The organism is Leifsonia sp. ALI-44-B, from assembly GCF_001984125.1.
Lineage (GTDB): Bacteria > Actinomycetota > Actinomycetes > Actinomycetales > Microbacteriaceae > Okibacterium.
In genome coordinates this window covers 833385-854752 of the sequence record NZ_MTQL01000006.1, presented here as the reverse complement: position 1 = coordinate 854752, position 21368 = coordinate 833385, and the positions used below count along the sequence as shown (strand labels likewise).

At 68.7% G+C, this 21368-nt stretch carries 18 protein-coding genes; 9 read left to right on the top strand and 9 right to left on the bottom strand.

The window, feature by feature from the left end; all coding sequences use genetic code 11:
• Positions 1–3 precede the first annotated feature (3 nt).
• From dapE to ALI44B_RS04990, 3 genes are all read left to right on the top strand, one after another.
• Positions 4–1209: a succinyl-diaminopimelate desuccinylase gene (gene dapE, locus ALI44B_RS05005; RefSeq protein WP_083709538.1), complete on the top strand. Its 1206-nt coding sequence runs from the start codon at positions 4–6 to the stop codon at positions 1207–1209.
• Positions 1206–2381 carry a putative hexosyltransferase gene (locus tag ALI44B_RS04995; RefSeq protein ID WP_077053566.1) on the top strand — a complete coding sequence of 392 codons (1176 nt, stop codon included), beginning with the start codon at positions 1206–1208 and terminating at the stop codon, positions 2379–2381. The genes dapE and ALI44B_RS04995 overlap by 4 nt, the downstream gene beginning before the upstream one ends.
• A gap of 103 nt (positions 2382–2484) precedes the next feature.
• Positions 2485–2658, top strand: coding sequence for a DUF3117 domain-containing protein (locus ALI44B_RS04990; protein WP_077053565.1), 174 nt, complete (start codon positions 2485–2487; stop codon positions 2656–2658).
• Between the two features lie 82 nt (positions 2659–2740).
• Here the strand turns inward: ALI44B_RS04990 and ALI44B_RS04985 are convergent, their stop codons facing one another.
• Positions 2741–3370 carry an O-methyltransferase gene (locus ALI44B_RS04985; RefSeq protein WP_077053564.1) on the bottom strand — a complete coding sequence of 210 codons (630 nt, stop codon included), beginning with the start codon at positions 3368–3370 and terminating at the stop codon, positions 2741–2743.
• An 82-nt stretch (positions 3371–3452) separates the two neighbouring features.
• On the opposite strand from ALI44B_RS04985, the gene ALI44B_RS16365 reads away from it, so the two are divergent.
• Positions 3453–3884, top strand: coding sequence for a twin-arginine translocase TatA/TatE family subunit (locus ALI44B_RS16365; protein ID WP_077053563.1), 432 nt, complete (start codon positions 3453–3455; stop codon positions 3882–3884).
• Between the two features lie 160 nt (positions 3885–4044).
• Here the strand turns inward: ALI44B_RS16365 and ALI44B_RS04975 are convergent, their stop codons facing one another.
• Genes ALI44B_RS04975 through ALI44B_RS04965 form a run of 3 tightly spaced genes read right to left on the bottom strand, consistent with a single transcriptional unit; the run spans position 4045 to position 7103 of the window.
• The gene (locus ALI44B_RS04975; RefSeq protein ID WP_143458982.1) at positions 4045–5295 is read right to left on the bottom strand and encodes a P-loop NTPase; all 1251 of its coding nucleotides are present in this window, start codon (positions 5293–5295) and stop codon (positions 4045–4047) included.
• Entirely contained in the window at positions 5282–5815 is a 534-nt protein-coding gene (locus tag ALI44B_RS04970) for a DUF1003 domain-containing protein (protein WP_077053991.1), read from the bottom strand. Before ALI44B_RS04970 ends, ALI44B_RS04975 begins: the two co-directional genes overlap by 14 nt.
• A 1-nt stretch (position 5816) precedes the next feature.
• Positions 5817–7103, bottom strand: coding sequence for a magnesium transporter MgtE N-terminal domain-containing protein (locus ALI44B_RS04965; protein ID WP_077053562.1), 1287 nt, complete (start codon positions 7101–7103; stop codon positions 5817–5819).
• A gap of 67 nt (positions 7104–7170) precedes the next feature.
• Here ALI44B_RS04965 and ALI44B_RS04960 point away from each other — a divergent pair, with 67 nt between their 5' ends.
• The gene (locus ALI44B_RS04960; RefSeq protein ID WP_077053561.1) at positions 7171–7698 is read left to right on the top strand and encodes a YflT domain-containing protein; all 528 of its coding nucleotides are present in this window, start codon (positions 7171–7173) and stop codon (positions 7696–7698) included.
• A gap of 122 nt (positions 7699–7820) precedes the next feature.
• Here the strand turns inward: ALI44B_RS04960 and ALI44B_RS04955 are convergent, their stop codons facing one another.
• Positions 7821–9317 carry an aminopeptidase P family protein gene (locus ALI44B_RS04955; protein ID WP_077053560.1) on the bottom strand — a complete coding sequence of 499 codons (1497 nt, stop codon included), beginning with the start codon at positions 9315–9317 and terminating at the stop codon, positions 7821–7823.
• Positions 9318–9374: 57 nt separating this feature from the next.
• Positions 9375–10442, bottom strand: a complete 1068-nt coding sequence (locus ALI44B_RS04950; protein WP_077053990.1) for an endonuclease/exonuclease/phosphatase family protein — start codon at positions 10440–10442, stop codon at positions 9375–9377.
• 62 nt (positions 10443–10504) lie between these two features.
• Here ALI44B_RS04950 and ALI44B_RS04945 point away from each other — a divergent pair, with 62 nt between their 5' ends.
• Entirely contained in the window at positions 10505–11374 is an 870-nt protein-coding gene (locus ALI44B_RS04945; protein ID WP_077053559.1) for a PHP domain-containing protein, read from the top strand.
• A gap of 146 nt (positions 11375–11520) precedes the next feature.
• Here the strand turns inward: ALI44B_RS04945 and ALI44B_RS04940 are convergent, their stop codons facing one another.
• On the bottom strand, positions 11521–13104 hold the full coding sequence (locus ALI44B_RS04940) for a DEAD/DEAH box helicase (protein ID WP_179100224.1): 1584 nt from the start codon (positions 13102–13104) through the stop codon (positions 11521–11523).
• A 146-nt stretch (positions 13105–13250) separates the two neighbouring features.
• On the opposite strand from ALI44B_RS04940, the gene ALI44B_RS04935 reads away from it, so the two are divergent.
• On the top strand, positions 13251–13937 hold the full coding sequence (locus ALI44B_RS04935; protein ID WP_238592064.1) for a ferritin-like fold-containing protein: 687 nt from the start codon (positions 13251–13253) through the stop codon (positions 13935–13937).
• Positions 13938–14088: 151 nt separating this feature from the next.
• On the opposite strand, the gene ALI44B_RS04930 is transcribed toward ALI44B_RS04935, so the two are convergent.
• Positions 14089–14376 (bottom strand): hypothetical protein, encoded by a 288-nt coding sequence (locus ALI44B_RS04930; RefSeq protein ID WP_077053556.1) that lies wholly within the window; start codon positions 14374–14376, stop codon positions 14089–14091.
• 5 nt (positions 14377–14381) lie between these two features.
• Positions 14382–14606 carry a DUF3107 domain-containing protein gene (locus ALI44B_RS04925; RefSeq protein WP_077053555.1) on the bottom strand — a complete coding sequence of 75 codons (225 nt, stop codon included), beginning with the start codon at positions 14604–14606 and terminating at the stop codon, positions 14382–14384.
• Positions 14607–14773: 167 nt separating this feature from the next.
• On the opposite strand from ALI44B_RS04925, the gene ALI44B_RS04920 reads away from it, so the two are divergent.
• Together ALI44B_RS04920 and ALI44B_RS04915 are read left to right on the top strand one after the other, a co-directional pair.
• Complete coding sequence (locus ALI44B_RS04920) at positions 14774–18052, top strand: UrvD/REP family ATP-dependent DNA helicase (RefSeq protein WP_077053554.1); 3279 nt, start codon at positions 14774–14776, stop codon at positions 18050–18052.
• A complete protein-coding gene (locus ALI44B_RS04915; protein ID WP_077053553.1) occupies positions 18049–21315 on the top strand; it encodes an ATP-dependent helicase in 3267 nt (1088 codons plus the stop codon). The genes ALI44B_RS04920 and ALI44B_RS04915 overlap by 4 nt, the downstream gene beginning before the upstream one ends.
• The last annotated feature ends 53 nt before the right edge of the window (positions 21316–21368 follow it).

Genomic DNA, 21368 nt, shown 5'->3' with positions numbered 1-21368 from the left:
GCCATGACTGACGTCTCCACGCCCTCGCTCGACCTCAGCCAGTCCACGCCCGAGATCACCCGGCAGATCTGCGACATCGAGTCGGTCTCGGGCAACGAGGGGCCTCTCGCGGATGCCATCGAGGCCGCCGTGTCGGGGCTGCCGCATCTCGAGGTCATCCGCATCGGTCACAACGTCGTCGCGCGCACCCGCCTCGGCCGCGCCGAACGGGTCGTCATCGCGGGCCACATCGACACGGTGCCGCTCAACGACAACTTGCCGACACGCTGGGAGCAGATCGACGGCGCCGACTATCTGTGGGGCCGGGGAACGGTCGACATGAAGTCGGGCGTGGCCGTGCAGCTGAAGCTCGCTGTCGAGCTGACCGACCCCCGGGTCGACATCACGTGGATGTGGTACGAGAACGAGGAGGTGTCGTCCGAGCTCAACGGCCTGGGCATCCTCGCCGCGGCGCGCCCCGATTTGTTCGAGGCCGACTTCGCCATTCTGGGCGAGCCGTCCAACAGCCAGATCGAAGGCGGATGCAATGGCACCGTCCGCATCGAGGTGCGAACATTCGGCACGCGCGCGCATTCGGCCCGCAGCTGGGTCGGGGTGAACGCCATCCACGCGGCCGCGCCCGTGCTCGACGTGCTGTCGCGCTACGAGGCCGCTCAGGTGGAGGTCGATTCGCTCGTCTACCGCGAGGGTTTGAACGCCGTGGGCATCTCGGGCGGCATCGCGGGCAACGTGATCCCCGACGAGTGCATGGTCCACATCAACTATCGTTTCGCCCCCGACAAGACGGCCGACCAGGCGATCGCGCACCTCGAGCAACTGTTCGGCGCGTGGGACATCACGGTCGTCGACCGCGCCGAGGGTGCTCGGCCGGGGCTCGACGCGCCGCTCGCGCGGGCCTTCGCCGAGGCTGTCGGCGGCGCCCCGAAGCCCAAATACGGGTGGACCGACGTGGCCCGATTCTCGGCCCTCGGCGTGCCCGCCGTCAACTACGGCCCCGGCGACCCGGTGAAGGCGCATGCGGACGACGAGCGCGTGCCGGTGCAGCAGATCCTCGACTGCGAGGCCGGGCTGCGGTCGTGGCTCCAGGCGGCAGACGACACCCGGGCTGCCGGTGCCAATGACGGTGCCAGTGCCAGTGCCAGTGCCAGTGCCAGTGCCAGTTCCAGTGCCAGTGCCAGTGCCGCTCCTGGTGCCGGGACGGTTCGGTGATCGCACGCTGGGCGCGCCTGCCCTGGTGGGCGCAAGTCCTTCTCATCTTCGCGGCCGCGCGCGGCGTCACGACTCTCATCATGATGGGGTTCGCGCGCGGGCAGCTCATGAACGCGTGGACGGGCGCATCGCCCGACTACGGCGCCTTCGCCACCATGTGGGACAGCCGGTGGTACAACATCGTCGCGTTCTCGGGCTATCCGTCAGTGCTGCCGATCAGCGCCGAGGGCCACGTGCAGCAGAACGCGTGGGCGTTCATGCCCGTGTACCCGTTCACGGTGCGCGGGCTCATGACCGTGACGGGGCTCGAGTGGAACGCCGCATCCCTCGTCGTCGCCATTGCCTTCGGGTTCGGTGCCGCGCTCCTGTTCTACAAACTCATGCGGCGCGTGCAGGGGCACGGCTCGTCGCTGTTCGCGGTCGTGCTGTTCTCGGTCGCACCCGCCTCGCCCGTGCTGCAGGTGGGCTACGCCGAGTCGATGCAGCTCTTCTTCATCGCGCTGGCCCTCTATCTCACGCTCGAGCGGCGGTATGTCGCGCTCATCCCCGTCGTGGTCGTCATGTCGTTCGTGCGGCCGACGGGCCTGGCTTTCGCACTGTTCCTCGGGTTGCACGTGGTCTACCGCTGGTTCACGCGTCGCAGAGATCCGTTCCCGCCGCGGCAGATCGCGGCGGCTGTCGGAGCGACGGCGGTGTCACTCGTGGCAGGATTCGCCTGGCCCGCCATCGCCGGCATCGTGACGGGCGACATCCATTCGTATACGCAAACCGAGTTGTCGTGGCGTGCCGACTACATCGGCTATCAGGAGCTGCTGCCCTTCACTCCGTGGATCCAGGGCTTCCACTGGTGGTTCGGGCCCGTCTACGGCACGATCTTCCTCGTCGCGCTCGTCGTGGCGTTCGCCCTCATCCTGTTCACGCCGCTCGTGAAGCGTTTGGGCGTCGACCTGCGGCTCTGGTTGGCGAGTTACGCGCTCTATCTCCTCGCGGTGTTTTTCCCGCAGTCGAGCACGTTCCGGCTGCTGGCGCCGATGTTCCCCCTCCTCGGCGCGCTGGCGATCCCCAAGAATAAGGTTTACCGCGTGGCCCTCGTCGTCCTGAGCGTGGCCGGGCAATGGGTGTGGCTCGAGTGGTGTTGGCGCGTGAACGGCGCCGATTGGACGCCGCCGTAACGAGCATTACTCGCTCGACACCTGTAGTTCACTGTCGCGCGATTTCGTAAAGGGCGGCTCGACACCGGATAATAGGGAGTACTTAGCCACGAAAGGGGATCGCATGGCAGCGATGAAACCAAGGACCGGAGACGGCCCAATGGAGGCTGTTAAGGAGGGTCGGCTCATCATTGTGCGCGTACCGCTCGAAGGTGGGGGCCGACTCGTCGTCTCGGTGAATGATGCCGAAGCAAAAGAGTTGCACGATGCACTGGCCGGAGTAGTCTCCGGAGCTTGATCAACCCGAACGATTGAAGGGCGGATGCTTCAGCATCCGCCCTTCGTTCGTTAAGCGCCTCGCGTGCGCCGGGCGGTCTGGGTCAGTAGCGCGTCGTCAGCTGCAGCAGGCCGTCGCCCACGGGGGAGAGGGCTGCCACGACGGCGTCGGATGCGGCGATCTCCTGCACGAGCGTGCGGAACGACGTGGTGACCTCGTCGCGCTGGGCAGGGTCGGAGACGCGTCCGCGCCAGAGGGCGCGCGGCACGAGCACGGTTCCGCCGGGTCGGACGAGACGCAAGCCGTGCTCGACGTTCTCGATCACCTGAGCGGGGTCGCCGTCGACGAAGACGATGTCATAGGAGTTCTCGTTCATGCGGGGCAGCACGTCGAGCGCGCGGCCCGTGATGAGGCGCACGCGGTTGGGCGCGATGCCCGCGTCGGTGAACGACTGGCGGGCCACCGATTGCAGTTCGGTCTCGGCCTCGATCGAGGTCAGCACGGCGCGCGGCGAAGCCGACAGCAGCCAGAGGCCCGACACGCCGGTTCCCGTGCCGATCTCGACGATGTTCTGGGCATTCGTGGCGGCCGCGATCAGGGCGCTCTGCGCACCGACGGCGGGCGAGATCGGCTCGATGCCCATCTCGAGGGCGTGCCGACGGGCGCGCGCGATCGGTTCGGCCTCGTTGACGATCTGGTCGGCGTACTTCCAGTTCGAATCTTGCTCTGACACGGTTGCTCCCAGGGATGTTTGACGTCAGGATATCGGGGGAACTCGCGGCCGGCGGTGAGGCGCGGCGCGGTAGTCTGATGTTGTGTTCGGCCTGACTTTCGAAAAGCTCCTCATCATCGGGGTCATTGCCGTCTTCATCCTCGGTCCCGAGCGGTTGCCGCACTACGCCGCGCAGTTCGCCAAGCTCGTGCGCACGGTGCGCGATATGGCGCGCGGGGCGAAAGATCGCATGCGCGACGAGATGGGCCCCGAGTTCGACGACGTCGACTGGCAGAAGCTCGACCCGCGGCAATACGATCCGCGCCGCATCATCCGCGAGGCCCTGCTCGAAGAAGACGCGCCGGCACCGCCTCCCCGCCTGAGTGCGCCGGATGCCGGGGCCGCCACATCGCCGGCTATGAACGCCTCCGCAGCACCCCGTGCTGTGGCCCTGGCCGCCGCCAGCGACCGCGTCGGACGCCTCCAGCGCGGCGAGGCTGTCGGAGCCCCGCCCTTCGACAGCGAAGCTACCTAGGCGACTTCGAGAGCGCGGGCCGGACGTGGCTGCTCGGCGGCGAGAGCGAAGCCCTCCGCCTCCGCCTCCGCCTCAGCGGCACGAGCAGAGATGCCCAGGACCTCGGCTGCGGAGTGCTGCGCGCCGTCGCACCCCGCCCAACTGAGCCCGCGTATGCGCTCTAGCGCGTGCTGAAGCCGAGCTTGCGGCCCGCCAAGCCGCGGCCGACCGCGAGCAGCTGATCCGCCGCTGCGCGGATGGCGACGCTGGCGGGGTCGGACGGGTCGCTGAGAACGACGGGGGCTCCGGCATCCCCGCCCTCGCGGAGCGCAACGCTGAGGGGAACCTGCGCTAGGAGCGGCACGGGGGAGCCGACCGACGCGCCCAGACGCTCGGCCACCTGCGCGCCGCCGCCCTCGCCGAAGAGGTGCAGCACGCTGCCGTCCGGCTGGGCCAGACCCGACATGTTCTCGATGACGCCGACGACGCGCTGGCCGGTCTGGCGCGCGACGACACCGCTGCGCTCCGCGACATCCGCGGCGGCCGGTTGCGGTGTGGTCACGACGAGCACCTCGGCGTTGGGCAGCAACTGCCCGATCGAGATGGCCACATCGCCCGTGCCGGGCGGCAGGTCGAGCAGCAGCACGTCGAGATCGCCGAAGTAGACGTCGGTGAGGAACTGCCCGATGGTGCGGTGCAGCATGGGCCCGCGCCACGCGACGGCCGCCTGCGTGTCGTCGACGAACATGCCGATCGAGATGACCTTCACACCGTGTGCGACGGGCGGCAGGATCATGTCGTCGACGCGCGTGGGGCGCGGGGCCCGGCCAGCGGCGTCGACGAGACCCAGCACGCCGGGGATGCTGAAACCGTGCACATCGGCGTCGACCACGCCCACGCGCAGACCACGGGAGGCAAGCTCGGCCGCGAGGTTGGCCGTGAGCGTCGACTTGCCCACGCCACCCTTGCCGCTCGTCACGGCGATGACGCGCGTGAGGGTGCCGGGGCCGAAGGGCATCTCGCGACGGGCGCCGTCTCCGCGCAACTTCTCGGTGAGGGCTCGTCGCTCGACGGGGGTCATGACGCCGACGGAGATTCGGGCATCGGTGACTCCGGGCACGCCGGCGACGGCCGCGGTAACGTCACGTTCGATGGCCGTTGCTGCGGGACATCCGACGATCGTCAGCTTGATCGCGACATCGGCCTCACCCGCCTCGCCCACGCGGATGTCGCCCACCATGTCGAGCTCGGTGATGGGTTTGCGGATCTCGGGGTCGATGACGCCGTCGAGCGCCCGGCGGATCAGCGCCGCAATGGGGGAGTCTTGCTCGGCGGAGTCTTGGACGACGGGGTCGGGCAGCGGGTCGTCTTGCAGTGCGTCGTCGGGCAGCGCGTCGTCGGGCTGGGCGGCGCTCAGGTCAGCGCCCGCCATCGCCGGCGGTTCCCGTCTGTTCGTGCTCCGGCCGATCCTTCTCGAGCTCCTCCAGCAGCGAGCGCAGCTCCTGCCGGATGAACTCCTTCGAGGCCATGTCTTTCATCGCCAGGCGCAGCGCGACGACCTCGCGCGCCAGGTATTCGGTGTCTGCGAGGTTGCGCTCGGCGCGCTGACGGTCCTGCTCGATCTGCACCCGGTCGCGGTCGTCCTGGCGGTTCTGCGCGAGCAGAATGAGGGGCGCGGCGTAGGACGCCTGCAGCGACAGGATGAGGGTCAGCGCCGTGAAGCCGAGCGCGGCCGAGTCGAAGCGGAAGTTCTCGGGGCCCCACGTGTTGTAGCCGATCCACACGAGGCAGAAGAACGTGAGGATGAGCAGGAACCACGGCGTACCCATGGCGCGCGCGACCCATTCGGTGGCGCGGCCGAAGCGGTCGCGCGATTCGCGGTTGCGGGCGGGCAGCACCGAGGGGCGCAGACCCTTGGGCGCGTCGAGGCGGCTGTTGTCGGTGCGACGGATCTTAGCCACGGAGGTTCCTCCTCACGGCGGGGGTGCGGCGGGCGCGGCCATCGTCGTCGGCGTGGGAACGCCAGTCGTTCGGCAGCAGATAGTCGAGCACGTCGTCGATCGTCACCACCCCGACGAGGCGGTGTTTCTCGTCGACCACGGGCACCGATACGAGGTCGTAGCTCGCGAGGATGCGCGACACCTCGGCGGCCGACGTCTCGGGTGTCGCCGGATCGAGGCTCTGGTCCATGATCGACCCGAGGCGCTCGTGCGGCGGATACCGCAGCATGCGCTGGAAATGAACCATGCCGAGGAAGCGGCCGGTCGGCGGCTCATAGGGCGGCAGCGTGATGCACACGGCCGCACCGAGCGCGGGGGCGAGGTCGGCGCGCCGGATCATGGCGAGGGCCTCGGCCACGGTCGAATCGGCCGACAGGATGATGGGCTCGGTGGTCATGAGACCACCCGCGGTGTCGGGCGCGAAGCTCAGCAGCATGCGCACGTCTTCGGCCTCTTCGGGCTCCATCAACTCGAGTAAGTGTTCGCCGCGTTCTTCGGGGAGTTGCGCGATGAGGTCGGCCGCGTCATCCGGCTGCATGTGGTCGAGCACGTCGGCGGCGCGGTCGTCGTCGAGCTGCCCCAGGATCTGCACCTGGTCTTTTTCGGGCATCTCTTCGAGCGCATCGGCGAGCCGGTCGTCGGAAAGCTCCTCGGCCACCTCGATCATGCGCTCGCGCGGCAGGTCGAGCAGCGTGTTGGCGAGGTCGGCGGGCTTCAGATCGCTATAGGTGGCGATGAGCTGCTCGGCCGACTGGGCCTCGCCGCCCTGCGGCTTCTCACGGATCTCGCGCCACGTGACGAACGACGTGGCGCCCTTGGCGAACGGCGACGAGGATGCTTTCGGCTGGCGCACGAAGTACTGGCTCACGGCCCACTCGCCGGGCGCGGATTCTTCGATGGCGACGTCTTCGATGGTCGCCTCGCCGGGCTTGTCGGTGAAGAGCACCTTGCGGCCGAGCAGCTCGGCGATCACGCGCACCTCGCCGCCGCGCTGCTCGAAGCGACGCACGTTGATGAGGCCCGTCGTGATGATCTGACCGGATGCGATGGACGTGACGCGCCCGATGGACACGAACACGCGTCGCTTGCCCGGAATCTCGACGAGCAGGCCGACCACACGGGGCGGGTCGTTTTTTCGGTAGACCACCAGGACGTCGCGAACCTTGCCCACGCGGTCGCCCGCGGGGTCGAACACGATGCACCCGGCCAGGCGGGCGACGAAAATCCTCGTGGTACTCACCCCTCTAATCTAGTCGCCCCACCCGCAGCCGGATGCCCCGCACAGACGGGTCTGAGAAGATGAGGGGGTGAGCACACAACAACCAGGACGTGCCGGCGGTCGAGCCGGATTCGACGGGCAGATTCCCCGCGGCGAGACCGTGGCGAGCTTCGAGACCTACGAGGCCGCGCAGCAGGCGGTGGATCGCCTCGCGGGCGCCGATTTCCCCGTCAAACAGTTGTCGATCGTGGGCGACGGCCTCAAGAGCGTCGAGCGCGTCACGGGCAAGCTGAGCTATGGCCGCGCGGCCGGCGGCGGAGCGTTGAGCGGCGCGTGGCTGGGCCTCTTCTTCGGCCTGCTGCTCGTGATCGTCAACCCCGCGTCGAGCCTGGCGTTCGTCGGCGCGGCCATCCTCATCGGTGCGGCCTTCGGCATGATGTTCACCATCGTCACCTACTCGCTCAACCGCCGACGCCGCGACTTCACCTCGGTCATGCAGGTGCTCGCCACCAGCTACACCGTGATCGTGGCTCCCGAGCTGGCGAACCGCGCGCGCAACATCTTGAGCCAGCCCGATGCGTCGGGTGACCGGCAGGCGGGCCAGGGGCCCTTCTAGCCCGCACTGCGCCACACACGCTGAGAGGCCGACATCCGTGATGGATGTCGGCCTCTGTGTGTTGATGCGTTTGAGCCGTTTATGCGAACTGGCCGTTGATGCGAACTGGCCGTTGATGCCTGCTAGCCGTTGAGGCGCGCGATCCACGCTTCGACGTCGTCAGCCGTGCGGGGGATGCCGGCCGACAGGTTCTCGGCGCCGTCGGCCGTGACCAGGATGTCGTCTTCGATGCGCACGCCGATGCCGCGGAACTCGGGAGCCACGGTCAGGTCGTCGGGCTGGAAGTAGAGGCCGGGCTCGATCGTGAAGACCATGCCCTCCTTCACGATGCCGTCGTGGTACATCTCACGCCGGGCCTGCGCGCAGTCGTGCACGTCGATACCCAGGTGGTGGCTGGTGCCGTGCACCATGTAGCGGCGATGGTACTGGTTGTCGGGCTGCATCGACTCTTCGGCGCTGACCGGCAGGAAGCCCCACTCGGCCGTCTTCTGCGCGATGACCCGCATGGCCTCGGCGTGCACATCGCGGAACGTGATGCCGGGCTTCACGATCTGGAACGCGGCATCCGCTGCCTCGCGCACGGCTTCATAGACGAGGCGCTGCACATCGGTGAAGGTTCCGTTGGCGGGCAGGGTGCGCGTGATGTCGGCCGTGTAGAGGCTGTCGAGTTCGACGCCCGCGTCGAGCAGCATGAGGTCGCCGGGCGTGACGGGGCCGTCGTTGCGCGTCCAGTGCAGAATGCAGGCGTGGGGCCCGGATGCCGCGATCGTGTCGTAGCCCACGGCGTTGCCGTCGGCGCGGGCCCGGGTGTAGAAAACGCCCTCGACCAGACGTTCGCCGCGTGCGTGCTGCGTGATGCGGCCGAAGTCGGCGATCACGTCGTCGAAACCGCGCTGCGTGGCGTCGACGGCCTGGCGCATCTGCTCGATCTCGTAGGCGTCCTTGACGAGGCGCATCTCTGAGGTGAACTGCGTCAGCTCGGCGTCCTCCTCGACCGTGCGATCGATGGCCGTTGCCTGGAACTCGTCGAGGTGCGCCGTCTCGATGCCGAGGTCGGCGGCCACCTGGGCGAGCGAGGGTCGGGCGCCGATCCAGAACTCGCCGATGGCCGAGTTGGCATAGAACTCGGGGCTCGTGCGGTCGGCGCGCTCGCGGAAGTAGAGCGTGACCTCGTGCGTGTCGCCGGCGGGCTCGAAGACAAGCACGGCGTCGGGCTCGCTGTCGCTGCCCCACCCGGTCAGATAGGTGAAGACCGTGTGTGCGCGGAACGGATAGTCGGTGTCGTTCGAACGCTGCTTCGGGGAGCCGGCGGGCACGACGAGTCGCTGGCCCACGAAGGCCGCTGAGAGCGTGTCGCGGCGTCGTGCGGCGTAGGGGGCCTGCTCGCGGGGCGAGGGAAGCTCGTCGACGCGCTCGGCCCACTTCGAGCCGATGAACTGCTGGAACTGGTTCGACGACGGGGTCGTTGAGCGATTCTCGGTGCCCTCGGGCTGCTCGATGGGCTCGGCACCCGGCGCGTGTTCCGAAGTTTGCTCGGCGGTCGGCTCGGTGCTCACGGGCTGCCCGGCGGTGTCGGTGTGCACGGAGTCGGCGTGCGCGGTGTCAGTCGAATGGCTCATCCGTCCATTCTCCCACCACACGAGGCGCCGAACATGAGGGATGCCCGAGCAGCGCTCTCAGGAGGTCGGGGACAGTGTCGCAACGACGGGTCGGTGGTCGCTGCCCGTGCCGTCGAGGTCGGTCACGACGCGCATGCCCGTGACGGTCCACTTGGAGCCCACCATGACGTGGTCGATGGGCGAGCCGACGAGGGCGGGGACGTCGGTCGGCCAGGTTCCGAGCCCCGCGGCACCCGCCGAGGTTGCGGCGTCCGTGCACTGGCCGAGAGTCGTGCCGTCGCCCGTGCCGAGCCCCGCCATGTGGTCGATGGTGGCGTTGAAGTCGCCCGCCATGATGACGTCGTCGCTTGCACACTGGCGCGCGAGCCACTGCAGGTCGGTGCGCCAGTTCTGCATCTGGGCCGGGGAGGGGGAGACGGCGTGGGCGGCCACGATCGTAGGGCCGACACCATCAGAGGGCGTGGCGATGACGGTGGGCAGCACGGCCGTGTTCTCGGCGCGGTTCTCGTTGCTCGTGACGGTGTCGTAGTCGCCGAGGCCGGGGCTGATGAGCAGGGTGGTCGAGCGCGCGGGCGAGATCTGGTCGAAGGCCACGGTCTTGACCCACATGGGCAGGCCGGCCGCGCGCATCTGCAGGGCGACCTCGACACCCGTCGCCTCCGTGGTCTCGGGCAACACGATGACGTTTGCTCGTGACTCGATGGCGAGTTGGGCGATCGTGTCGGAACCCGGCGCGTCGCCCAGGGTGTTCCACGAGAGAACCGTGATGTCCTGGCCGGCCGCGGGGTCGACGTTCGCGTCGGTGGCGGATGGCCCGGATGCCTCGGAGGCCGTGGGCGCCTCGGTGCCCGTGATGCCGCGCACGCCAATGATGGCCACGTTGGCGACGGTGAACACCGCGAAGAGGACGGCGAGTGTGCCCGCGAAGGCGCGGAGCGGCCGGGCGAGCGCGAGAAGCAGGCACACGATAAGCGCGACGATCCCCGCAACCACGAGCCCCCCGCGCAAGGCCACGGCCTGCGCGATCGGGAACGCATCCTGGAACCCGAAGAACTGCGGCCACGCGAGCACGAGCAGGCCGACGGCGACAGCGATGGTGACGAGCGCACCCAGGAACTTGAACATCGGCATCACCCTAACCAGCCGCTCCTGGGAAACCTCCGCGCACGGCGCAATAGACTGGGGGGATGACTGCAGAGGCCGGTTTCCCCGCACCCGCCGATCTGCACACCCACTCCCGGGTCTCCGACGGCACCGAGACGCCCAGCCAGCTCGTGCGCGCCGCCCGCGAGGCCGGTCTCGGCACGGTGGCGCTCACCGATCACGACTCCACGGCGGGGTGGCACGAAGCATCCGAGGCCGCCGTCGAGAACGGCATCACCCTCATCCCGGGCATGGAACTCAGCACGCGACACGGATGGCGCAGCGTGCACCTGCTCGCCTACCTCTTCGACCCCACCAACGGCGACCTCGTCGAAGAGACCGCGCGCATCAGGCAGTCCCGGCTCACACGGGCCGAGACCATCGTGCAGAAGCTGTCGGCCGACTACGACCTCACGTGGGCGGATGTCGTCGAGCAGACGACCCCGGGAACGACCATCGGTCGGCCGCACATCGCCGACGCGCTCGTGGCCCGCGGGTTCGTGCCAACGCGGAGCGAAGCCTTCGCCGGAATCCTGCACCCGGCCACCGGGTATTACCTGCCGCACTATGCCCCCGACACGCTCGACGGCGTGCGGCTCGTGCGTGCGGCCGGCGGCATCCCCGTTATCGCCCACCCCGCGACGCGCGGGCGCGACAACGTGCTCGAGGAGGACTACATCGCGGCGCTCGCCGATGCCGGGCTGTTCGGGCTCGAGATCGATCACCGCGAGAACACGCCCGACGGGCGCGTGCGCCTGCACGAGCTGGCCGAGACATACGGGCTGCGCGTGACCGGCTCGAGCGACTACCACGGTTCGGGCAAGCCCAACCGTCTGGGCGAGAACACGACGGCCCCCGAGGTCGTTCAGGCCATCGCCGACGAGGCGACCGGCTGGGAGCCCGTGCGACCGTAGCGGAGACCGCGGTCATGTCGACGGCGGCGTGAGGTGTTGTCGCTTCCGGTCCGCATCACCCTCACATGCAAGAAGCGCTCGACATCCGCAGACGTCGAGCGCTTCTCAGGCTGTGGGCGGCACGCAGGGCGCCGACCGAACCGGGGCTATTCGGGCTTGGGGCCGCGGCGACGCGAGCGGTTGCGGCGGCGCGGTGCGCTGTTGCCGTCGTGGTGCTCGGTGCCCTGACCGTCGTGCGTGCCGGCGGCGACGGGCGCCTGGTCGGCCGAGGTCGAGCCCGCTGCATCGGTGGCTGTAGCATCCGTCGAGTTGGATGCCGCGGCACCCGACGTGGTCTGCTCAGATTCGCTGCCCGTGCCTTCGCCGCGACGGCGGTTGCGCGTGCGCGGCGGACGGCTCGAGCCGCCCTCACCGCGAGCGGAGTCGCCACCGCGGGACCGGTCGGAACCGGAACGCTCGGAACCCGAGCGCTCGGAACCGCCACGGCCCGAACCCGATTGCCCCGTGGCCGTCGCCGAACGCGGGGGACGGGCAACCTCGGCGGCGGGCTTCAGGCGGCCCTTGGTGCCGGCCGGGATGTCGAGGTCGCTGAACAGGTGCGGCGACGACGAGTAGGTCTCGGTGGGCTCGGGCTGGCCGAACTCGAGAGCGCGGTTGATGAGCGCCCACTTGTGCAGGTCGTCCCAGTCGACGAACGTGACGGCGATACCGGTCTTGCCGGCGCGGCCCGTGCGGCCCACGCGGTGCAGGTAGGTCTTCTCGTCTTCGGGGATGGTGTGGTTGATCACGTGGGTGACATCGTCGACGTCGATACCGCGCGCCGCGACATCCGTAGCAATGAGGATGTCTCGCTTGCCCGCTTTGAACGCGGCCATGGCCCGCTCGCGCTGCTCCTGGTTGAGGTCACCGTGCACGGCCGCGGCGTTGAAGCCCCGATCGTTCAGTTCTTCGACGAGCTTCGCGGCGGCGCGCTTGGTGCGCGTGAACACGACGGTCTTGCCGCGGCCCTCGGCCTGCAGGATGCGCGCGATGACCTCGTCCTTATCGAGCGAGTGTGCCCGGTAGATGAGGTGCTTGATGTTGGCCTGCGTGAGGCCCTCGTCGGGGTCCGTCGCACGGATGTGGATGGGCTTCGTCATGAAGCGGCGCGCCAGGGCCACGATCGGGCCCGGCATGGTGGCCGAGAAGAGCATGGTGTGGCGGCTCTCGGGCGTTTTCGAGAAGAGCTTCTCGATGTCGGCCAGGAAGCCGAGGTCGAGCATCTTGTCGGCCTCGTCGAGCACCATCTCGCGCACGTTGCTGAGGTCGAGCAGGCGCTGGTTGTTGAGGTCGATCAGGCGCCCGGGGGTTCCGACGACGATCTGGGCGCCGGCCCGCAGCTGTTCGATCTGGCCCTCGTAGGCCTTGCCGCCGTAGATGGAGACGATGGCGGTCTTTCGGTTGGATGCCGCGAGCTCGATGTCCTCGGTCACCTGGACGGCGAGTTCACGCGTCGGCACCACGATGAGCGCCTGGACGCCCGGGGCCGGGTCGAGCCCGAGACGCTGGATCAGCGGCAGACCGAAACCGAAGGTCTTACCCGTTCCCGTCTTAGCCTGGCCGATGATGTCTTGGCCGGCCAACCCGAGGGGGATGGTCTGTTCCTGGATGGGGAAGGGCTCGAGAATGCCCTTGGATGCAAGAGCATCGACCAAGTCTTGGTCGACGCCGAGATCGGAAAAAGTCACGATTATTCGCCTGTCAGTTATCAATGTGTAGGTCTACGCCTGTCACAGTCACTTCGGGCGTAGGGTCCCGATCCGTCGCCGGGACACTCTCACCCTAGCGGAGCATCTAAGCTGGACCCGTGGTTTCCTGGGTACGGCGTCGTCGCGGAGTGATAGAGCAGTCACGCTCGTCCGCTCGCCGTCGCCCGACGGGCTTCGAGAAAGTCGACTTCTCCGACCTCACGCCCGACGTGGACAGCTACCTCGGCCAGGCCGCCTACGTGCAGCTCGGGTTCTTCCAGGTGCTGAGCGAGCTGAGCGTGACGACATCCGATCTGGGCGCCAAACAGATCATCGCCCAGGCCGCCGGTTTCGCGCTGGCCAAACACGAGGGCATCGTGTCGGAGATCGTGCGTCGCGAGAAGAAGCCCGACGAGGCCATGGCGCCGTTCGCGCCCGCCGTCGACGAGTTCCTCGTGTCCACCGCCGGGGCGACCAAGAATGAAGCGCTGCTGTCGGTGTACATCACGCAGGGTTTTCTCGACGACCTCTATATCGGGCTGACCGACGGGCTGCCGTCCGATGTCGGGCCGCGCATCGCCAGTCTGCTGGGCAGCGATTCGGGGGCCAACGGCCTCGTCGCCCTGCTCACCGACGCGATCGACGTCGACCCGAAGCGTGCCGATTTCCTCGCTATGTGGGGCCGGCGCCTCGTGGGCGACACGCTCCTGCTGGCGCACCACGCCCTGCGCATCAACCCCGGCTCGGCCACCGAAGAGGCTCGCGTCGAGCCCGTCTTCACTGAACTCATCGCCACCCACACGCGCCGAATGGATGCTCTGGGCTTGACCGCTTAGGTCGTGACCGGTTAGACCGCCGAGATCGGTTCGGGTGCGTGCCGCCACGGTGCTGGCGGTCGGAGGGCGGCATCCACTGCTGAGCGAGATACGACGATCGGCCCGCCGCGCTGAGCGCTGACGGGCCGATCTCTTGCGTCTCAGTGCGCTGCTATCCGCCGAGTTCGACGAGCATGCGACGGTCGCTTTCTTCGCGGCGACGGCCGATCAGGATGTCGACGGCGACCGCGACGATGCCGGATGCGACAAGCGACACCGCCCAGATCCATCCGCCATCCCATGGCCAGCCGGCCCAGGTGAGGGCCACCCAAACCACGGCGGCAGCGATTGCCGCGACCGCCGGAACGAGCGCTTCACCGTGGGTGCTGCGCCGGGGCAAGGCGTATCGGGCGATGAGGCCGATGATGAGGCCGCCGAGCACGACGAAGAGGAGTTCCATGCTGACTAGCCGACGAAGCCGATGCGGCGGGACTCTTCCGAACCGATCTCGACGTAGCCGAGGTTGACGGTGGGGACGAGGTAGACCTTGCCCTTGCTGTCGGTCAGGGAGAAGAACGCCTTGCCGGCTTCGAGAGCCTGGGCGATGACATCCTGCACGTCAGACGCGGACTGCGTCGTCTCGAAGCTGATTTCGCGGGGGCTGTTGGTGATACCGATACGGATTTCCACAGGATGAGCCTTTCGATTGCCTACCTGCCCAGATTACGGCACCACCGGCGGCCGGATGCACCCCCGGCACTCGCCGACAGCGAACACGCGCGGGGCCGAGCGGCGCCCCAGCGATGTCGGTGGTGGGCGATAGCGTTGCAGACGTGGCAATACGAGGATTTGCGCCCGTGGTGGCAGGCGAACGGGCGGGCGCGTCAGACGTCGAGCCTGCCCTGGACGAGTCGCAGTGGGGCGTGCTCGAGTTGGGCCTCCGCGACTCCGCCATCGTTATCGGCGCTCCCGGCAGCGGCAAGACGACGACGCTCGTGCAGTTCGCCGTCGACCGGGTGCACCGGCTGGGCCTCGATCCGAGCGCGCTGCTCGTTCTCGCACCCAGCCGCCTGGCGGCCAACCGGTTGCGCGACAGGCTCGCCCTGCGGGTCGACCGGCCCACCAACGGCCCCCTCGCGCGCACCGTCACCTCGGTGGCGTTCAGCATCGTGCAGTCCCAGGCCACGTTGCGCGACGAGCCTGCGCCCCGGTTGCTCACGGGCGCCGAACAAGACAGCATCATCAGCGAGCTGCTCGCGGGCGAGGCCGGTGTCACGGGCGGGCCGCGCTGGCCCGAGCAGATCGACGGCGAGGTGCGCGCGCTCGCCGGTTTCCGCACCGAGCTGCGCGAGCTCATGATGCGCGTCACCGAGGCCGGTCTGCGCCCCGGCGACCTGCGCACGGCGGGCGAGCGATACGACCGGGCCGAGTGGGTTGCTGCCGCCGACTTCATGGTCGACTACGAGGCCGTGATCGACAGCTTTCCCACCCCCTATCTCGACTCGGCCGAGCTGATTTCCGAGGCCACCCGATCGATTGTCGATGGTGTGCCGCTCGGCGCGCTCGAGCTCCTCCTGGTCGACGACGTGCAAGAACAGGGCGCAGCCACGCTCGAGTTCCTGCGTGCCCTGGCCGGGCGCGGCGTCACGGTCGTGGGTTTCGGCGATCCGGATGTCGCGGCGGCCACGTTCCGTGGGTCCGATCCGTTGGCGCTCGCCGAGTTCGGGTCGCGTCTGGGCGTCGACGCCCAGACCCTCACGCTCGACACCGTGCACCGACACGGCGACGAGGTGCGCGGGCTAGTGAGCGAGATCTCGCAGCGCATCGGCGCGTCCGGTGTCGTCGCGCACCGAAAGGCCGAGGCGGCTTCGCCGTCGGATGATCGCGGCGGGCGTGTCGGCGGTTCGGCCGATGCCGATGGCGATGCCGATGTTGATGCTGAGGTTGATGTTGATGCTGATACTCAGGCCGGTGAAGGGTCTGGCATCCGGTATGTCTGCGAGAACACACCCGCTCGGCTGCACCGTCGCATCGGGCGCGTGTTGCGCGAGCAGCACCTGTTGCACGGGGTTCCGTGGTCGAAGATGGCCGTCGTCGTGCGTTCGGGGTCGCTCCTGGCACCGCTCGAACGCTCCCTGGCGCTGTCCGATGTGCCGACGCGCGGTTCGGTCGGGTCGCGCACCGTGCAAGATCATCACGCCGCGGGTCACCTTCTCACGGCTGCGGCCGTCGCGGTCGGCGCCGAGCCTCTCACCGAAGCATCGGCCGTCGACCTGCTCACGGGGCCTCTCTCGGGGCTCGACCGCATGGCGCTCCGGCGGCTGCGGCTGGCGTTGCGGCACGAAGAATTGGCGGGGGGAGGAGCCAAGCAGGGCACGCAATTGCTCTACGAGGCCCTGCTCACCGGGGTGGGGTTCGCGAGCGTCGATTCGACGCTCGCCCGCCGCGCGCACCGATTCGCCACGACGCTGGCTGAGGCGACGCGCCTGGCCGGCGACGGCGGCAGCATCGAAGAGGTGCTGTGGCATCTGTGGGACCGCAGCGGACTCGCGGCACCGTGGGCTTCCGCCGCCCTGGGGCACGGGCTGGCCGCCGATGAAGCCAATCGCCAACTCGACGGCGTCATGGCCCTGTTTACGGCGGCGAAACGGTTCGTCGAGCGCGCACCGGGGGCTCCGGCATCCAACTTCATCGTCGAAGCCCGCAGCGCCACGATTCGCGAAGACAGCCTGACCCCCACGTCGGCGGGCGAGGCCGTCTGGCTCGGCACGCCCAACACCGTCGTCGGGGCCGAGGTCGACGTGGTGGTCGTGGCCGGCATGCAAGACGGTGTGTGGCCGAACCCCCGCGTGCGCGGAACGCTGCTGTACCCGCAGGAATTCACCCAGCGCGTCGCCGGGTTGCCGGTCGAAGAACTCGACGCACGGGCATCCGTGCTGTCCGACGAGTTGCGGCTGTTCGAGCTGGCGGTGTCGCGCGCTCGCAGCCTCGTCGTATTGGCCGCCGTCGACAGCGAAGATGAACACCCGTCACCTTTCTTGCGGTTCCCGAGCGTGCCGCCCGCCGAAACGGGTGCCCCCGAGCATCCGCTGACGCTGCGCGGTTTGGTGGGGCACCTGCGGCGCGAGGTCGCCGCGCCCACCCGCGAGACTGACGCACGCGGTGATCTCGCTGACGTGGAAGCGAACGCGGATGGAGTTGCCGGCGTTGCCGACACAGCTACTGGCGCTGCCGACGCGGCAGCCGCGCTCGCGCGCCTCGCTGCGGCGGGAGTGCCCGGGGCGGCGCCGGACGAGTGGTACGGGCTGAGCGAGCCGACGACGACCGACCCGCTGATCGACCTCACCGACGAGGAGGCCCGCGTGCGCGTGTCGCCCTCGCAGATGGAAACCTTCGAGAAGACGCCGCTGGCCTGGTTCATCGACAAGATGGCCGCGATGCCGTCGGGGATCGCCGCGAACGTCGGCACGATCGTGCACGGCGCGCTCGAGAACACCGCCGATGCCCGCGAGCTCGCCGATGTCACGCCCGAGAAGCTGTGGGAGCACGTGGACGACAGATGGTCTGAGCTGACCTTCGAGGCGCCGTGGATCGCCGAGCGCCAACGGCGGGCCGTGGACACGCTCGTGCACGGGCTCTCCGAATACCTCACCGATTTCCTGCGCAGCGGAGCGACCCTCGTCAACGCCGAGGGAGCGTTCGAGGTGACCATCGATCAGGTCACGCTGAGCGGCAAGATCGACCGCGTCGAACGCACAGCCGAAGGAGAGATCGTCATCGTCGACCTGAAGACCGGGCGCAACGCCCCCAGCCAGCCGAGCGTCGATCAGAACGCGCAGCTCGGGGGATACCAACTCGCCGGGCGCCGCGGCGCCATCCCCGGTGTCGAAGGCACCGAGGTGTCGGCCGGGGGAGCCCTGCTCTACGTGTCGAAGGGTGTGCGCGGCAAGTCCTATCGGTTGCTCACGCAGAAGCCGCTGACCGACGAGGAGCTGGCCGGCTTCGAGACGCGTGTGCTCGGCTCCGGACACGGCATGGCCGCCGCGGTTTTCCCGGGAGTCAGCGACCTCGACGAACGCGACCCGAAAGCCGGATTCGTCTACCGCATCCACCTGGTCGGGGCGGTGTCGGCATGAGCACCCTGATCGACGAACGCGCCGGCGAGGCCGCGGAGACCAGCCCCCGCGGCTACTCGGCCGTCGAGATCGCCGAGATGCTCGAGCTGCCGCGGCCCACCGACGAACAGATCCTCGTGATCGAGGCGCCGCTCCAACCCGCCATGGTCGTGGCCGGAGCGGGCAGCGGCAAGACCGAGACCATGGCCAACCGCATCGTCTGGTTGCTCGCCAACCGGTTGGTCGAGGTGCCACAGATCCTCGGGCTCACCTTCACGCGCAAAGCCGCGGGCGAGTTGCAGGAACGCATCCTCAAGCGCATCGAACAGCTCGGGCGCGTCATCGAGGCTGGCAGTCGAGACATCCTCGAGGCGCCGACGGTGTCCACCTACAACGCCTTCGCCAGCGGCATCTTCCGCGAATACGGGCGCTCCATCGGGCGTGAACCCGAATCGACCGTCATCACGGATGCCTCTGCCTGGCGACTCGCGCGCGACATCGTCATCCGCAGCGACGACGACCGACTCGTGACCCTCGACAAGAGTATCGACCAGATCACCTCGGCGGTCGTCTGGCTCAGCCGTTCGCTCAGCGACAATGATGCCGCCGACCGCGGCGACGACATCCTGCGCATGGTCGAGCGCGTCGTTCAGCTCGAAGCGATGCCGTGGGGGTCACGCAAACGCACACCCTCGAAGATGGTCGTCGACACCGTGCGCGACCTCAGCGCGCTGCCTGTGTTGCTCGCGCTCGCCGACGACTTCGCGCGGGAGAAGCGCCGCCGCGGATTCGTGGAGTTCAGCGACCAGGTTGCGCTGGCCCTCGAGATCTGCCGGCGCGTGCCGCGGGCGCGCGAGGACTACCGCTCACGTTTCCGCGTCGTCATCCTCGATGAATATCAGGACACATCGGTCGTGCAAACCGATCTGCTCTCGGGGCTTTTCGCCGACCATCCCGTCATGGCGGTTGGTGACCCCAACCAGTCGATCTACGGATGGCGCGGCGCGAGCGCCTCGAACCTCGCCCGCTATCTGGCCGACTTCGCCCCCGCCAGTCCCTCGGCCACCTACTCTCTGTCGACGAGCTGGCGTAATGCGCACGAGATCCTGGCGGCCGCCAACGCCGTCGCCGGCCGTCTGCCCGTGCTGCCGACCGTGCCCGTCTCCGAACTGCGGGCGAGCCCGGCCGCGGCGGACGGGCGCGTCGACGTGTCGTTCACCGAAACGATCGACGACGAGGCGCGCGAGGTGGCCGAATGGTTCCACCGCGAACTGCGCCGGCCGACGGCGTCGGGAAAACAGCGCACGGCAGCCCTGCTGTGCCGATCGGTCAAGAACATCGCGCCGTTCACCGACGCCCTCGATGCCGCCGACGTTCCCTATCACGTGCTGGGGCTCGCCGGGTTGCTCGAGCAGCCCGTCATCGTCGACCTCGTCGCGGCGCTGCGCGTGCTGCACGACCCGACCGCCGGTTCCGAACTGATCAGGCTGCTCACGGGCGCGCGCTGGCAGATCGGCCCGCGCGACATCGCCGCGCTCAACCGCCTCGCCGCGTGGTTGAGCGACCGCGACACGGGATACGCCCTGCTCGACGACAGCACGCGAGAGGCGCTGCGCCAATCGACCAACCCGGATGACGCGCGTTCGCTCGTCGAAGCCATCGACTTCCTCATCGAAGCGCCCGACACCCACCGCGCCCTCGCCGGTATCACCGCCGAAGGTCGACGCCGCATGCGGGCCGCTGCGACACAACTCGCCGGGATCCGTCGGCGCGGCGGCCTCGACCTGCTCGACCTCGTCTCGCTCGTCGTTCAAGAGCTCCTGCTCGACATCGAGATCGCGGCCAACGAGACCGCAACACTCGGACAGGCCAGCCTCGACGCATTCGTCGAGCAAGTGGAGTCCTACCTCGCCGTCGACGAGTCCGGAACACTCGGGCCCTTCCTCGCCTGGCTCGACGAAGCCGAGAAGCGGGAAAAGCTCGCGCCCCGCAGCGACGAACCCGAGCCCGGAACGGTTCAGATCCTCACCATCCACGGGTCGAAGGGCCTCGAATGGGACAGCGTTGCCGTTCCGCGCCTTGTCGCCGACGAGATGCCGGGAAAGCTGCGCAGCAAACGTGGGTGGACCGCCTTCGGCGAGCTGCCCTTCGACTTCCGTGGCGACCGCGACGTGCTGCCCGAGCTGCAGTGGCGCAGCGCCGAGACGCACCTCGAATTCGACGAGGCGTACACGCGGTTCGGCGAAGAGCTCGAGCAACGCAACTCGGAGGAACAGCGTCGTCTCGCTTACGTCGCTATCACGAGGGCGCGGGATGCCCTGCACCTCGGCGGTTCATTCTGGGCGACCCAGAGCAAACCCCGCGAAGCCAGCACCTACCTGAGCGAAACGGAAGAAGCGCTCGAACGGCTGCGCGGCGCGGCGGGCGACCGGCTGCCTGCGCACAGCGAATTCGAGGAGAACCCGCTCGCCGGCATCCAACACCGCGTCGACTGGCCGCTCGACCCCCTGGGGCCCCGCCGTGAACGGGTGATCGCGGCGGCGGGCGCCGTGCGTGAGGCCGACCCCGAGCGTTCCACCCGCTGGGACGCCGATATCGCCCTCCTCCTTGCCGAGCGCGAGGACCGGCGAACCGGCGACCAGCGCGTCTCCCTGCCCGCGCGCGTGCCCGCCTCACGGTTCAAGGACTTCGTCAGCGACCCCGCCGAGGTAGCGACGCGCCTCAGGCGACCTCTGCCCGAGAAGCCCTACCGTCAGACGCGCCTCGGAACCCTCTTCCACTCCTGGGTCGAGCAACGTTCCGGCATGACCGGAACCGGCGACGTGCTCGACGCCACGGTGCTCGAACTCGACGGCGACGATCTGACCGCCACCCAGTATCCCGTCGAAGGGGCCGAGCTCGACGCATTGCGCGCCCTGCAGGCGACCTTCGAGGCATCCGAATGGGCCGAGAGGAAACCGGTGGACGTTGAAATCGAGATCGATGTCACCCTCGCCGGGCAGGTGCTCATCTGCAAACTGGATGCCGTGTACGAAACGGATGGCCGCTACCAGATCGTCGACTGGAAAACCGGCCGCAGCCCCCGGGGCGACGATGAACTCGAGGAGCGGCAGTATCAGCTCGCTCTGTACCGCGTGGCCTACGCGCGTTGGAAAGGAATCCCGGCCGAGGACATCGACGCCGTGTTCTACTACGTCGCCGAGGACATCGTCATCAGGCCGCGCACGCTGTACTCCGAGGAGGAACTCGTGAGGCGCTGGACCGAAGCCGTGTCACGGGCGTAACGCCGACGCGTGCCCGCTAGCCGCTGAGTGCCCGGGTGATACCGGGCACGCAC

Excerpts from the sequence above, each read along its gene's own strand:
- ALI44B_RS04950 (WP_077053990.1), bottom strand. The coding sequence starts at position 10,442 with ATGTTCAAGTTCCTGGGTGCGCTCGTCACCATCGCTGTCGCCGTCGGC.
- dapE (WP_083709538.1), top strand. The coding sequence starts at position 4 with ATGACTGACGTCTCCACGCCCTCGCTCGACCTCAGCCAGTCCACGCCC.
- ALI44B_RS04990 (WP_077053565.1), top strand. The coding sequence starts at position 2,485 with ATGGCAGCGATGAAACCAAGGACCGGAGACGGCCCAATGGAGGCTGTT.
- ALI44B_RS04955 (WP_077053560.1), bottom strand. The coding sequence starts at position 9,317 with ATGAGCCATTCGACTGACACCGCGCACGCCGACTCCGTGCACACCGAC.
- ALI44B_RS04930 (WP_077053556.1), bottom strand. The coding sequence starts at position 14,376 with ATGGAACTCCTCTTCGTCGTGCTCGGCGGCCTCATCATCGGCCTCATC.
- ALI44B_RS04945 (WP_077053559.1), top strand. The coding sequence starts at position 10,505 with ATGACTGCAGAGGCCGGTTTCCCCGCACCCGCCGATCTGCACACCCAC.
- ALI44B_RS04915 (WP_077053553.1), top strand. The coding sequence starts at position 18,049 with ATGAGCACCCTGATCGACGAACGCGCCGGCGAGGCCGCGGAGACCAGC.
- ALI44B_RS04975 (WP_143458982.1), bottom strand. The coding sequence starts at position 5,295 with ATGGCGGGCGCTGACCTGAGCGCCGCCCAGCCCGACGACGCGCTGCCC.